15 protein-coding genes and 1 other annotated feature are annotated in these 14,569 nt (G+C 28.3%); of the genes, 3 read left to right on the top strand and 12 right to left on the bottom strand.

Features of this window, described 5'->3' with window-relative positions; all coding sequences use genetic code 11:
- Positions 1–16: 16 nt before the first annotated feature.
- A complete protein-coding gene (locus BUB47_RS00440; protein ID WP_073182747.1) occupies positions 17–961 on the bottom strand; it encodes a LysR family transcriptional regulator in 945 nt (314 codons plus the stop codon).
- 114 nt (positions 962–1,075) lie between these two features.
- Here BUB47_RS00440 and BUB47_RS00435 point away from each other — a divergent pair, with 114 nt between their 5' ends.
- Positions 1,076–2,491, top strand: a complete 1,416-nt coding sequence (locus BUB47_RS00435; RefSeq protein ID WP_073182746.1) for an aspartate ammonia-lyase — start codon at positions 1,076–1,078, stop codon at positions 2,489–2,491.
- Between the two features lie 4 nt (positions 2,492–2,495).
- Positions 2,496–3,860 carry a class II fumarate hydratase gene (gene fumC / locus BUB47_RS00430; protein ID WP_073183374.1) on the top strand — a complete coding sequence of 455 codons (1,365 nt, stop codon included), beginning with the start codon at positions 2,496–2,498 and terminating at the stop codon, positions 3,858–3,860.
- A gap of 62 nt (positions 3,861–3,922) precedes the next feature.
- Here the strand turns inward: fumC and BUB47_RS00425 are convergent, their stop codons facing one another.
- Positions 3,923–4,435 carry a tryptophan transporter gene (locus BUB47_RS00425; RefSeq protein ID WP_073182744.1) on the bottom strand — a complete coding sequence of 171 codons (513 nt, stop codon included), beginning with the start codon at positions 4,433–4,435 and terminating at the stop codon, positions 3,923–3,925.
- 59 nt (positions 4,436–4,494) lie between these two features.
- Positions 4,495–4,723: a binding site (T-box leader), on the bottom strand.
- A gap of 34 nt (positions 4,724–4,757) precedes the next feature.
- Entirely contained in the window at positions 4,758–6,140 is a 1,383-nt protein-coding gene (locus BUB47_RS00420) for an NAD(P)/FAD-dependent oxidoreductase (RefSeq protein WP_073182742.1), read from the bottom strand.
- A 95-nt stretch (positions 6,141–6,235) separates the two neighbouring features.
- Between BUB47_RS00420 and BUB47_RS00415 the strand changes: the two genes are divergently transcribed.
- Positions 6,236–6,988, top strand: a complete 753-nt coding sequence (locus tag BUB47_RS00415; protein WP_073182740.1) for an MTAP family purine nucleoside phosphorylase — start codon at positions 6,236–6,238, stop codon at positions 6,986–6,988.
- 1 nt (position 6,989) lies between these two features.
- On the opposite strand, the gene BUB47_RS00410 is transcribed toward BUB47_RS00415, so the two are convergent.
- From BUB47_RS00410 to der, 9 genes are read right to left on the bottom strand one after another with little or no spacing between them, the layout of a single operon-like run.
- Positions 6,990–7,895 carry an RluA family pseudouridine synthase gene (locus BUB47_RS00410; protein WP_073182739.1) on the bottom strand — a complete coding sequence of 302 codons (906 nt, stop codon included), beginning with the start codon at positions 7,893–7,895 and terminating at the stop codon, positions 6,990–6,992.
- On the bottom strand, positions 7,888–8,364 hold the full coding sequence (lspA, locus tag BUB47_RS00405; protein WP_073182737.1) for a signal peptidase II: 477 nt from the start codon (positions 8,362–8,364) through the stop codon (positions 7,888–7,890). The genes BUB47_RS00410 and lspA overlap by 8 nt, the downstream gene beginning before the upstream one ends.
- A 31-nt stretch (positions 8,365–8,395) precedes the next feature.
- Positions 8,396–9,169: a YlmH family RNA-binding protein gene (locus tag BUB47_RS00400; RefSeq protein ID WP_073182735.1), complete on the bottom strand. Its 774-nt coding sequence runs from the start codon at positions 9,167–9,169 to the stop codon at positions 8,396–8,398.
- Between the two features lie 6 nt (positions 9,170–9,175).
- Positions 9,176–9,607, bottom strand: a complete 432-nt coding sequence (locus BUB47_RS00395; protein WP_073182734.1) for a cell division protein SepF — start codon at positions 9,605–9,607, stop codon at positions 9,176–9,178.
- 9 nt (positions 9,608–9,616) lie between these two features.
- Positions 9,617–10,303 carry a YggS family pyridoxal phosphate-dependent enzyme gene (locus BUB47_RS00390; RefSeq protein ID WP_073182732.1) on the bottom strand — a complete coding sequence of 229 codons (687 nt, stop codon included), beginning with the start codon at positions 10,301–10,303 and terminating at the stop codon, positions 9,617–9,619.
- Between the two features lie 14 nt (positions 10,304–10,317).
- Positions 10,318–11,568, bottom strand: coding sequence for a biotin/lipoyl attachment domain-containing protein (locus BUB47_RS00385; RefSeq protein ID WP_234945617.1), 1,251 nt, complete (start codon positions 11,566–11,568; stop codon positions 10,318–10,320).
- A 14-nt stretch (positions 11,569–11,582) separates the two neighbouring features.
- Positions 11,583–12,596, bottom strand: coding sequence for an NAD(P)H-dependent glycerol-3-phosphate dehydrogenase (locus tag BUB47_RS00380; RefSeq protein ID WP_073182729.1), 1,014 nt, complete (start codon positions 12,594–12,596; stop codon positions 11,583–11,585).
- A complete protein-coding gene (gene plsY, locus BUB47_RS00375) occupies positions 12,593–13,195 on the bottom strand; it encodes a glycerol-3-phosphate 1-O-acyltransferase PlsY (RefSeq protein ID WP_073182727.1) in 603 nt (200 codons plus the stop codon). The genes BUB47_RS00380 and plsY overlap by 4 nt, the downstream gene beginning before the upstream one ends.
- Entirely contained in the window at positions 13,195–14,511 is a 1,317-nt protein-coding gene (gene der / locus BUB47_RS00370) for a ribosome biogenesis GTPase Der (RefSeq protein ID WP_073182726.1), read from the bottom strand. Before der ends, plsY begins: the two co-directional genes overlap by 1 nt.
- Positions 14,512–14,569 lie beyond the last annotated feature (58 nt).

The following is a 14,569-nucleotide window of genomic DNA, read 5'->3' as shown; positions in this document are numbered from 1 at the left end:
AACATCTAAATAGTCATTAATTTTTTATTGACTCTGATATTTTTATAAATTCCTGAGTTGCCTTTTTTAAATACTTATATTTTTTATAGTAAAAAGAAACTTCTCTAGCTGAGTCCATTGACTCCAATTTATATATACATATATCTTCATTAATTCCAACATTCTTTAATAAAATGTCACTTACAAATGATATGCCCATTCCAAAACACGTAAGATTAAAAGCTGTAATTTGCTGATCTAATTCTAATAAAATATTAGGTTTTACATTTTCCCTAATACAAATTTTTTCAGCCCTGATTCTAGTGTCATTGCCTTCTTTTAGAAAGAGAAAGGGATCTTCTTTAAATATTTCAAGAGGAAGTGTCTTTACAGATTCATCTAAATATTTTCCGTTTATTATATCTTCATATGAAACAACATAGTCCGTGGCATTTTTATTTGATAAAAACTTAGCTGGAACAGCCAACATTATATTGTCCTTTGAATAAAATTTTCTCTCATATACAGAACTGTCAAAGTCATAGTTATCAATAACTAAGTCTAAAGTTCCACTATATAAGTTTTTTTCCAAACTAGATGTATTTGTTTCAACAATATTTAATTTAATGTTGGGATATTTTTTTGAAAATTCCGATATAATTGGAGGTAAAATATAAGAAGTGAATAAATTTGTTCCACCTATGGAAATGTTACCTGCTTTTAAGTCACTTAAATCATTTAAATAATTGTTAAAGTTTTCTTCTATTTCAATAATCTTTTCTAAAGACTTTATATACTCTAATCCAAATTCAGTTAAACCAATGGGCTTTGTAGTTCTGTCAAAAATTTCAAATCCAACTTCTAATTCAATTTTTTTAATTGCCGCACTTAAAGAAGGCTGTGAAATAAATAAATTCTTAGCCGCCTTTGAAAAACTTCTCTCTAAATAAACTTCGTAAACATAATCAATACCTTTGAACATTATATACCCCTGTCTATAGTTTTATATCTTATTATATATTTGATTATATAATAGTGTAAAATTATAATTATATCAAGAGGTTATTCTAATTTTGTGGTTTTATGGAGGTTTATTATGGATAATACATTGTACAGAGTTGAAGAAGATTCAATAGGAGAAAAAAAAGTTCCAAAAGAAGCATATTATGGCGTACAATCGCTACGAGCTAAAGAAAATTTTAACATAACTGGTCAAAAATTAAGTAGTGACTTAATTAATTCAATAGCAGAAATAAAAAAAGCTGCTGCTATAACTAATGTAGAAGTTAAGGAATTGGACTCTACAATAGGAGAAGCGATTATAAAAGCTTGTGATGACATAATTAATGGTAAATTTCATGATCAATTTATTGTAGATCCAATACAAGGTGGTGCCGGAACATCTACTAATATGAATGCAAATGAAGTTATTGCAAATATTGCCTTAGAGTACTTAGGAGAAGAAAAGGGAAACTATAAAATAGTAAATCCCAATGACCATGTTAATATGGGACAGTCAACTAATGATGTTTATCCATCCTGTGGCAAAATTACAGTATTAAAACTTATCATAAAAGCTATTAAAAAACTTGAAGATTTAGACAAGGCACTATCTGACAAAGCAGAAGAATTTTCTGATGTAATAAAAATGGGACGAACTCAACTTGAAGATGCAGTTCCAATCACATTAGGTCAAGAATTCCACGCTTATAGCAGTGCAATTAAAAGAGATATAACAAGATTTAAAAATGCTTTAAATGAAATTAAAGTTTTAAATCTTGGTGGTACAGCTATAGGAACAGGAATAAATGCTGATATAGATTATGTGAATAAAGTTGTACCTAATTTAAGTAAAATAAGTGGTTTAGACGTAGTACAGGCAGATGATTTAATTGACAGTACTCAAAACTTAGACTCTTATGTCATGGTATCAGGCGTTATAAAATCTTGCGCTGTTAGTTTATCTAAAATGAGTAATGATTTACGACTTATGAATTCAGGTCCGAGAACTGGATTTGGTGAAATTAATTTACCACCTAGACAAAATGGCTCATCTATTATGCCAGGGAAAGTTAATCCAGTTATACCGGAAGTAGTAAATCAAGTAGCTTTTAATATAATTGGAAATGATGTTACTATAACAATGGCTGCTGAAGCAGGTCAATTAGAGTTAAATGCATTTGAGCCAATTTTATTTCACAATTTATTTGAATCTTTAAATACTTTAACAAATGCCATCACAACCTTTATTGACAATTGCATTGTTGGCATAGTTGCAAATAGAGAAGAAAGCAGACGACTAGTGGATCATTCTATTGGAATGATTACTGCAATTAACCCATATGTAGGATATGATGTAGCTGCTAAAATAGCTAAAGAAGCACTTGTAACAGGAAAATCTATAAAAGAATTAATTTTAAGAGATAACTTAATCCCAGAAGATGAGCTTGATGAAATCTTAGATCCGTATAAAATGCTAAAACCTGGAATTATAGGAAAAAATAATGGGTGATAATATGAAATTTAGAATTGAAAAAGATTCAATGGGAGAAGTTGAAGTTCCCTTAGACGTATATTGGGGAGCTCAAACACAGCGTAGTCATGAAAATTTTATTATAGGAAAGGATATTATGCCTCTTGAAGTAATTAGAGCCCTTGCTCATTTAAAGAAGGCGTGTGCTGAGGCAAATAACAGCTTTGGAAAAATTAGTTTGGAGAAAGCCTCTCTAATTGAAAAATGTTGTGATGAAATAACTTCTCATAAACTTGATAATAATTTTCCGTTAAAGGTTTTTCAAACTGGAAGTGGAACTCAAACAAATATGAATGTAAATGAAGTAATTGCAAATAGAGGTAATGAAATTGCTTCAAAAAAAATATTGCATCCCAATGATGATGTAAATATGTCTCAAAGCTCAAATGATACCTTCCCCACTGCTATGCATATTGCTGCAGTTATTGAAATAAGTGAAAAGCTAATTCCCGCTTTAGATAAATTAATAAACTCTTTTGAAGAGTTAGAAAAAAAATATAGTTCAATTATAAAAATTGGCAGAACACATTTGCAAGATGCTACCCCTATAAAATTTTCACAAGAAATTAGTGCTTGGAAAAATATGTTAGAAGTAAATAAAGATATGATTCTTGAAAGTAATAAGGGACTATTAAATTTAGCAATAGGAGGAACTGCTGTAGGAACTGGTATAAATGCTCCTTTAAATTTTGGAGACAAGGTATGTGAAATACTAACTGCAAATTTAAACTATAAATTTGTTTCAGAAAAAAATAAATTCCATGCTCTTACAAGTAAAGATTATTTAGTGTATTCACATGGAGCTTTAAAGGCTACTGCATCAAATTTAATGAAAATTGCAAATGATATTAGATGGTTAGCTAGTGGCCCTCGATGTGGTCTTGGAGAAATTACCATACCTGCCAATGAACCTGGATCTTCTATTATGCCCGGTAAAGTAAATCCGACACAATCAGAAGCTATGACAATGGTATGTGTACAAGTAATGGGAAATGATACTACTATTGGATTTGCAGCATCCCAAGGAAATTTTCAATTAAATGTATTTATGCCTGTTATAATTTATAACTTTTTAAATTCCGTTTCCCTTTTAACTGACTCTATAAATTCATTTAATGATAATTGTGTGCGTGGCATAGAGCCAAATATAGAAAAAATGGAATATAATTTATCTAATTCTCTAATGCTTGTTACAGCATTAAATCCTAAGATTGGATATGATAACTCTGCAAAAGTTGCAAAATATGCACATGAATTTAACTGTTCTTTAAAAGAAGCTGCAATTAAACTTGAGTTACTTACAAGTGAAGAATTTGATGAATTAATAAGACCTAGCGAAATGGTATAAAAATATTTTAAAAAATAGAGGTTCAAAAGTTAGTTTTAAATTTAACTTTTGAACCTCTATTTCTATGCTATAGTTTTTTTATAAATTTTCATTGTCTTATAAATCATTATTGCTAGGATAGCATTAAATACAGCTGCTGGAACTACAACTATCATAATCATAGATAAAATACTAACTGAACCTGGAAGTCCACTTAAAATTGATGCACTAGTTAAGAACATTAAACCACTAAACATTGTTCCTATAATAGTTATAATTACTGTTTTTATTGATGAAATATCGCTTTTTAAAGTAAATACCTTAAATAAAAGTAGTACAAAAACTGCCGTACAAACTTTATCTATTATATTAGGTATTTGTCCACTCGGAAAAGTTGTAGTGGCAGCGCCTAATAAGCCCGCTACTACTCCAATTGTTAAAGTTGAACTAAGCTTTAAATTCATTAAAATTGCAAAAAACATTGTTACCAATATAAAATCCGGTTTCATTCCACCGGGAAATGCAGGTACTATTAAATGAAGTACTGTACCTATTGACAATAAAACTGCTGCTGTTACTAAATTTTTAGTTTTCATATTTATTCCTCTTTTCTTAGTAAAATATGAATAGAAAATAAAAAAACCACTTGCTCTATTTAAGGAGCAAATGGTTGTTCGCGGTGCCATCCTATTTATGTCTATGGACATATCTTATTCGAATACTTATATATTCTATCTCTATAACGCGAGAAACGTCTTAGCTACTATAATTCGCTTTGCACTCATAGACCCATTCACTAAAATGATTCTATCAACTTCCACCACTTTGTTGACTCTCTATAAAAAATCTTAATTTAGCTACTATTTTCTAATCATCATTTTGTATTTTCATATACTTTATAATATTTCTTTGAGATTGTCAAGCATATAATTCATTTAAATATCTTGCTAAATATACTCCGCAAGCAGATGCTTGGGATAGAGAATGTGTAGTTCCTCCCCCATCTCCCATAACATATAGATTTTTTTGTGATGTTTCAAAGTTATTATTCACTTCAACTTTAGAATTGTAAAATTTCACTTCTACCCCATATAATAACGTATCTTCATTTGCTATTCCCGGAGCTATTTTATCCAAGGCATATATCATCTCTATTATAGAGTCCAATTGTCTTTTAGGTATTACTAATGACAAATCTCCTGGTGTTGCCTTTAATGTAGGTATTGTAAAGCACTTTTCCATTCTTCTATCATCAGAACGTCTACCCTTTATTAAATCTCCAAATCTCTGCAATAGAACTCCCCCGCCAAGCATATTAGATAACTTGGCAATGGATTCTCCATATTCATTTGAATCTTTAAAAGGTTCAGTAAATTTATTGCTAACAAGTAGTGCAAAGTTTGTATTTTCACTTTGAAGTTCTGGATTTGAATAAGAATGACCATTAACAGTAATAATGCCATTTGTATTTTCGGCAACTACTTGTCCATAGGGATTCATACAAAAGCTTCTAACTAAATCATTATAGGATTTTGTTTGATATACTATTTTGCTCTCATATACTTCATCTGTAATGTGTTTAAATATTTCTGCCGGTAATTCCACTCTCACCCCTATATCTACTTGGTTACTAGATAGATTAATATTAAACTTTTTACAAATATTGGACATCCATTTTGAACCCGATCTTCCAGATGCCAATATTAAATTATCACATGTAAATTCTTCTCCCCCATCTGTTATAACTACATATTCACCATTTGGTTTTTTTATTACATCTTCACAGTTGGTATTAAATTTAATATCTATTTTATCCTTTGAAAATTCATACATTTTTTTTAAAATTTCAATATTTCTATCTGTACCAAAATGTCTTATTTTGGCATCTAATAGATGTAAGTCATGTCTTAAAGCAATTGTTTTTAAATTAGAAGACTTTGTAGAATATAGTTTAGTTTCCCCTTCGTCAAAACTACATAGAACTTTGTCTACATATTCCATTAGCTCTATAGATTTATCTTTTCCTAAATACTTGTGAATATCACCACCAAAATTAGTGGTTATATTGTATTTACCATCTGACAGAGTTCCAGCTCCGCCATATCCATTCATAATATTACACGGACTACATCCTATACACTTTTCAACTTTACCGGCTTTAATGGGACAAATTCTATTTTCTATAGAATTTCCCTTATCTATCATTAAAACTTTTAAATTTGTGTTTAGTTTTGTAAATTCATAAGAGGCAAACACTCCACTTGCGCCTGATCCTACAATTATTACATCAAATTTATTCATATTTACACCCTTTTCTATTAATAATTTTCTTTTTTATAAATTATTATTGAAATATATATTATAATGTTATTATATCAGAAAATCAGGAGGTAATAATGAAAAAATATGCAATTATAGCAGGTACTGGCTTTGACGATTATTTTAAAGACTCTAAGGAAATTAGTATATCAACACAATATGGAAATGTAATCTTAAATGAAATATACTTTGATGACTTTATAGTCTACTATATTCCTCGTCATGGAAAAGACCACAGTATATCACCATCTAATATAAATTATAGAGCCAATGCAATGGCAATTCAAAAATTGGATATTAAACATGTATATGGAATATGTGCTGTTGGAAGTTTAAAAAAAAATTTAGCTATAGGTTCAATAGTTTTAAGCACAGATTTTTTAGATATGACAAAGAATAGAATATCTTCTTTTTATACAGACAATAATGTGAAACACTTAGAAGTATCAAACATATATAATTCTCAGTTAAACAATCTATTTATAGAGGAATCTAAAGGTACTTCATTATCTACTAGCGAAGGAATATACGTATGCACAGAAGGTCCAAGATTTGAAAGTAAAACAGAAATAAAATTATATCAACTGTTAAATTGTGATGTAGTTGGAATGACTAATATTCCTGAATCATTACTATTTGGTGAATTAAATATAGCCTACAGTTGTGTAAGTTATGTAACTAATTATTGTACTGGAGTATTGGGAAATATATCCCAAGATGATTTTAACAACTCCAATATAAAAAAAGATCTTATTATAAAAACAATATTAAAGTGTTTTTATAAAGATCCCTATAATTTAAATATTAAGTCAAATCAAATTTTATTGTAGTTTAAAGTGGTTGTACTTTATTTAAAAAGTCATTAAATCTAATGGGAAATTCATCTTTAAAGCACAGTTTTTCATTAGTTACCGGATGATAAAAAGAAAGAGAATAGGCATGTAGCATTTGCTTGTCTATTTTGTATTTATTTTTATTTCCATATAGAGGGTCTCCTAGTACCGGATGATTTATATATCGCATATGAACTCTTATTTGATGAGTTCTTCCTGTATATATATTAAGAGAAATTAATGAACATCCCCTGTAATTTTTTATTAAATTATATTTTGTAATTGCTAATTTCCCATTTTTCTCTACGACAGCCATTTTTATTCTATTTTTTGGATCTCTTCCAATTAGTGTTTCAATAGTATTATCCTCATAAAGGTTTCCCTCTACAATGGCTAAGTATGTCTTATTTATTTTTCCGTTTTTAAAGTCATCAACTAATTTATAATAAGCTCTATTAGATTTTGCTATTATCATCAGTCCACTTGTGTCCTTATCTAATCGATGTACTATTCCCGGTCTAAGTGCATTGTCTTCAGTGTTGGCTAGATTATCAAATTCATACAAAAGCCCATTTACTAAAGTGTTGTTTAAATTTCCGGCACCAGGATGAACTACTAAATTTTGTGGCTTTGAAATTATTGCAATATCTGCATCTTCATAAATTATTTTAAATTCAATATTTTCAGGAACTAATTTCAAATCTGCTTCATCTTCATAAAAGACTGTAATTGTATCATTAAAAGAAAGTAAATATCCCGCTTTTACAATTTTAGAGTTTACTTTAATATTGCCACTTTGTATTAATTTTTTTATTTGAGATCTATTCAATGGCAATTGCTCTGTTAAGTACTTATCTAATCTCTCTTCAATTTTAGATGTAAATGTAAAAGTATTGCTATACATTTTTGCTCCTCTTTGGATTATCATGTAATAATATTATAATTATCAACAAAAAAGTTCCAACTACTATAAATACATCAGCTAAATTGAAAACAGCAAATTCAAAGTTAATTTTTTTAATGTTTATACTAATAAAATCAACTACATAGTGTAATCTTATTCTATCAATAAAGTTACCAATAGTTCCACCTACAATTAATGAAATAGAGGTTTTAAACATAACTGAAGCATGTCTATAGTTTTTGTATAATAAACTTAATAGTATTAATATTACAACTGCAGTAATTATTATAAATAAAAATCTCTTGTTTTGCATTATTCCAAATGCTGCTCCTCTATTTTCCAAATAATAAAAATTTAGTACGTCTTTTATTATAACTACTGGAGCCTCTCCTGCTAGGAACTTTACAACTAAATATTTAGAAAATTGATCAATAATAATTAAAAATATAGAAAATAAAACTACGCCCATAATTCCTCCAAACAAACATATCCCAAAATAATCATTTTGGGATTTTTATATTAATAACATATTTATCCTTTTTAGTAATCTGTTCAACATCAGCAAAAATAAAACGTCCATATTTTTTTATAGAAATCAAATCTCCCTGATTTAATTTTATTGATGGCTTAGTTTCATCTTTAAAATTCACTTTCACTTTTTTCGTCTCTATTAAACTAATTGCATTAGCTCTTGATATTTTTAAAATAGCTCCAATAAAAGTATCTAATCGCAATGAAGAAATAATTATCTTTTTAAATTCATATTCCAAGACAGGAGCTATGAACTCAATATTTTCTTCTAATTTTACATTTGATTGATTTATCTTTGTCAAATTATATTTCACATATTCTGATATTTCAGATTTTAAAAATATATGGCAATAGCCATTGCTAAAAACAATGTCACCTACTTTTTTTCTATCTATGCCCAAAGACATTAAACTTCCCAATACATTTTTATGTTTAATATCTTCATTGTCTTTAAAGCTTAACTTTTTAATATCACCATAATCTACATCATATAAATATGAAGGATATACGTATATAATAGAGCGCTCAAAACTATGGTAGCCTCCAGATATAGTATATTTAATCTCATCAAATTTATTTAATATTGATTTAGATAAATAAACTTCATAGGGATCTAAAAAATCTGTGGATACAACTATATGTTTATTGATTACTGTTTCTACTTTATCAATTAAATTTCTAAGAACAACTTTTTTATCATCTTCAAAAATATGATTTAAAAGTATACTCCTATCAATTTTCATTTTTTATTACCAAGGAAACATTCCAGCATTTTTAAGTTCTTCTTTTAAACCATCTATTTCAACATTTTTAGGTGCTAAAATAAATATGTCTTTGTTTACTTTTTGTATTTTACCATCTAAAGCATAAAGAGCTCCATTTACAAAGTCAAAAATTTCTCTCTTAACATCTATGTCAAGTTGTTCGAAATTTAATACTATTGATTTGTAATCTCTTAAGTCATCAACTATATTAGGTGCTTCTTCATAAGATAAAGGTTCGTGAACTGTTATAACCATATCTGCAGAATCTAAAGCCTTTCTATTTTTTACAGTTCTCGTAGGTGTCTCCCTTTCGACAACATTAATTTCGTCTTCATAGTTTTCATCCTCATAATCATCGTAGTCATAATCATCAGAAAATCCAAAAACCTTTTTAATCTTATCCATCATTTCTGCCATTTTATCCTCCTAGTTTCTATTTCCAAATATTCTAGTTCCAATTCTTACCATATTGGAACCTTCTTCAATAGCTATTTTAAAATCTCCACTCATTCCCATAGACAAATATTTCATTTCAACTTCATTATAATTTTTTCTCTCGATTTTTTCTTTTAGCTTAAACATTCTTCTAAAACAATCTCTTAAAAAAACTTCATCATCTATATTTGGTGCCACAGTCATAAGTCCCTTTATTTTTACATTTTCATAGTCTAGACAATCTTCAATAAATTGTTCTACCTGACTGTATAAAACTCCACCTTTTTGCTCTTCGTCTGCAATATTTACTTCAACTAGACAATTTACAAATATATTATCAGTCTTTGCTTTTTTATTAATTTCTTTAAGTAAACTTAGTCTATCAAGAGATTGAATTAAATAAACCTTGTCATATATATATTTTACCTTATTTGTCTGTAAATTTCCAATCATATGATAATTAATTGCAGAATTATTTAATAAATTTATTTTATCCTTAAGTTCCTGAACTTTGTTTTCTCCAATATCTAATATTCCACAATTTATAACCTCTTCAATTTCTTCAATTGTCCTAGTTTTTGTAACTGTAATTAATTTTACTTCTTCATTAGTAATTGAATGCTTTCTAGCTTCTTCAATTTCTTCTAAAATATTATTTAAATTATCTTTTATAGCCAAATTTATCACCCCTACTAATTTAAAATTTGAGACTCTCTAATTCGTTCAGGATTAATAACTATGGAGTCATTGATTGTAATAGTTTTATACGTTTTTTCAGAAAGAGTTATATAACTATCTTTATCTCCTGTTGAAACATAAACACTATTTTCTAAGGACTTTATAGATTCTATTGGCACAAATCTCACTAGGCCTTGAATCTCTTGAACATATACTCCTGCCATTGAATTTCTCTTTATAATAGCACTTTTTGGTATTTCAAAACATTTCATTTCATTTAATACTATTTTAAAGTTGTGAAATCTACTGGAATATAGTTCATCAAAATTTGTGTTTACACTTAAAACTATTATTCCCTTTTTTTTCTCTTTATTTATTTCTACAACTTGTCCCAATATATCTTCCTTGCCATCTACTTCTAAATTAAGTTGATCTCCTAATTTTAAATCTTTTAATTCTTCAAAATCATCTATTTTTAAAGCTACATAGTAAGATAGGTTATTTACAAGTTTAAATAAATAATCTTTATTCTCAACTTTTGTTTCACTTTTGAAGTCAGATACTTTGTAATGTTTATCTAAATATTCAATAGTTAGTTTACCTAAATTTTCAGGTGTATAATATTTTTCAAGCCCGTCAATCTTAAATGAAACTACTCCTGAATAATCAGCTTTATAAGAAATATTGCTCTTTGCTATTTGCGAAGATAATTTTTCTTTTTCCTCTGTTAATTCTTCTATTGATGAGCTCATTAATTCTGTTAAATTAGATACACTTACATTTTTTTGAGTATTCAAATCTAATTCATTTATATCAGAAATAGCTTTAAGTAAATCTTTATTTTTTAAATCTTCTTGAATTTTTGTAACATTAACTTCATCATTTATGGCAACACTTTTACCTTCTTCATTTAATTTATAACTTAAGGCTGCATTTATTTGAGAAAGTTCATCTTTTAACTCGGAAGTATCATTCATTAAATTTATATTTGCAATTTCAAAATCTACAGGGACTTTTTCCCCTTCACTTGCATTAAATAAAACTATTCCACTTCCCTTTGCAGTATAGACCTCTTCATCAAATATTGCTACACCTTTTGTATTTATGCTGTCAATATAAGTTGTATAAGTTGGAAATACTGTTTTATTTTTTTTATATAGCCTATTGGTTGTAGAATTCACAAGAAATAAAATAAAAACTAGTATTATTAATAAAAACAAGCTTTTTTTGTTTAGACTATATTTCTTTTTTTGTTTTGATTTCAAATTTATTCACCTAATTATAAATTTATATTGTCTAAAAAAATTTCTTCCATTTCTTCTTTATATTCTCTTTTCATTAGACTAGAAACAGCTTCTTTAGGATTAACATCATTGTATAACACATCATATAGTTTGTGTGTTATGGGCATTGAAACATTGTGAATTTTTGATAATTCATATGCTGATTTTGTTGTCTTTACTCCTTCAACTACTTGACCGATCTTTTCAGCTGCTTCTTCAGAGCTCAAACCCTCTCCCATTAATATACCTGCTCTTCTATTTCTAGAGTGCATACTTGTACAAGTTACTATTAAATCTCCAATTCCAGAAAGTCCGTTAAATGTATATGGATCTGCTCCTAAGGCTTTACCTAATTTACTCATTTCGTATATTCCTCTAGTCATAAGTGCAGCTTTTGTATTATCTCCATATCCTAAACCATCACTCATCCCAGCAGCCAATGCAATTATGTTTTTTAATGCTCCTCCAATTTCAACTCCAATTAAGTCATTGTTAGTATAAACCCTAAAATTTTCTGTTGAAAAAGCATGTTGTATTTTTTTGGAAGCTTGTATATCTTCTGATGAAACTACAACAAGGGTTGGTATGTCTTTTCCCACTTCTTCTGCATGAGAGGGTCCTGACAAACTAATAAATGCATTTTTAGGTAGTATCTCTTTAGAAATTTGAGAAACTCTTTCAAGAGTATCGACTTCAATTCCCTTTGCCAAGTTTACAATTATTTGATCTTCTATATCATCTTTTATGGAATTTAAAACACTTCTAACTGAATTTGTAGGTACACCAAGTACTATGGTCTCTGTATCTTTTACAGCATCATGTATATTTGAAGTAGCTTTTAAATTTCCCAAATCAATGTTTGGTAAAAATTTACTATTTACACCTCTAGTATTAATATCTTCTACTACATTTTTATCTCTTATATAAAATTTTACATTATGACCTTTATTGTGAAGAAGTCTTGCAACTGCAGTTCCCCAGCTGCCTCCTCCTAATATTGCTATATTCATTTTTTTCTCCTATTTCCTATTTTATTTTCTGTTTTGCTTAATATTCTCTTTATATTTGACTTGTGTCTATAAATTCCAAGCCCACAAATAACAAATATAGTAATATCACAATACACATCATAGTCTCCAAGTAAAGTAAATAAAACAATAATACTTAAAAGAAAACCTATTGAAGCTAAGGAAACCATTTTTGTAGTTAATATTAAAAACATCCAAATTAGCCAACATATAAAAGCTAATTTAAAATTAAAGACAGCAAATGCACCAAGTGTAGTTGCTACACCCTTTCCCCCTTTAAATTTCATATAAAAAGGATAGTCATGACCTACTATACAAGCTAAAATCATAAATAAAATATATTGATTTGAAAATAAAAAAATATATTTTGAAATTACAACTACTAAAATTCCCTTGAGAAAATCTATTATAAAAGTAATTACTCCCCATTTTTTTCCAAGTACTCGCATGGCATTAGTCGTTCCAGCATTTTTACTTCCATAATTTCTAATATCTATATTTAAAACCTTGCTTCCAATAATATATGAACCTGATATAGTGCCTATTAAGTAAGATAATAATAAGCAAAATAAAAATTTCATTACTTCTCTCCCCTATTTTTTAAAGATAATATAATAGGTACTCCATCAAAACTGTAAGATTCTCTAATTTGATTTTCTAAATATCTTACATAGCTAAAGTGAAATAATTCTTTGTCATTTACAGATAATAAAAACTTTGGTGGTCTTACAGAGACTTGTGAAGCATAATAAAGTTTTCCCCTTCTTCCCTTGTCTGAAGGAGGTTGATTAATCAATACTGCTTTGTTGAGTATATCATTTAAAACGCCTGTTTTTATTCTGTGATTATAGTTATTGTTGACAATTAAAATTGTCTCTAATAATTTGTCTATACGCTGTCCTGTCAGTGCTGATATAAATATTATTGGCGCATAATTAATAAAAGGAAGTCTTTCTCTTATTGATTTTTCAAATTTTTTAATAGTTTTATTGTCTTTTTCTATTATGTCCCACTTATTTACAGCAACTATTATTCCCTTGTTGTTGTCATGAGCGTAGCCCACTATTTTAGAGTCCTGTTCAGATATTCCCTCTTCAGCATCTACGACTAATACACATACACTAGACCTTTCTATAGCAGTAAGTGTTCTTATAACAGAATACCTTTCAATATTCTCGTTTATCTTTTTCTTTTTACGAAGTCCCGCAGTATCTACAAGTGTATAGTCCTCATCTTTGTATTTAAATTTAGAATCTATAGCATCTCTTGTCGTTCCAGGAATATTTGTTACAATAACTCTATCTTCTCCCAATATTTTATTTATTAGCGAAGACTTGCCCACATTTGGCTTTCCAATAAAAGTAACTCTAATATCATCATCAAAAAAATCTTCATCTTGTTCGCCAAAATCTTTGATAACTTCATCTAATAAATCTCCAACACCAGTTCCCTGTTCTGAACTTATTTTAATGGGATCGCTTAAGCCTAATTCAAAAAAATCATAGTAATTATTATTAGCTGCCTTAGAGTCAAACTTATTTATAGCTAGAATAATTTTTTTATTGGATTTTCTTAAGTAATTTGCTATTTCTCTGTCACTTGAAGAAACACCTCTAACGCCATCAGTTAAAAATATTATTACGTCACTCATATCTAAAGCAAGGTCTACTTGCGATTTGATATTAGACATAAATATATCTTCATCTTTTAAATCCAATCCACCAGTGTCAATTAATAGAAATTTCTTTCCAAGCCATTCTCCATCAGAATAAATTCTATCTCTTGTAACTCCTGGTGTATCTTCTGTAATAGAAATTTTTCTTCCAATTATTTTATTGAAAAGTGTGGATTTCCCTACATTTGGAGTTCCTATAATAGAAACTATAGGTTTTTCCATACTATCACCTCTTATAATATTTTAGAGTCTTATTATATCATTAGGAGCAAGTAGTTTC

Source organism: Anaerosphaera aminiphila DSM 21120 (assembly GCF_900129925.1).
Classification (GTDB): Bacteria; Bacillota; Clostridia; order Tissierellales; family Peptoniphilaceae; genus Anaerosphaera; species Anaerosphaera aminiphila.
Note: the sequence above shows the minus strand (reverse complement) of the source record. Positions and strands in the feature narration are given on the sequence as shown.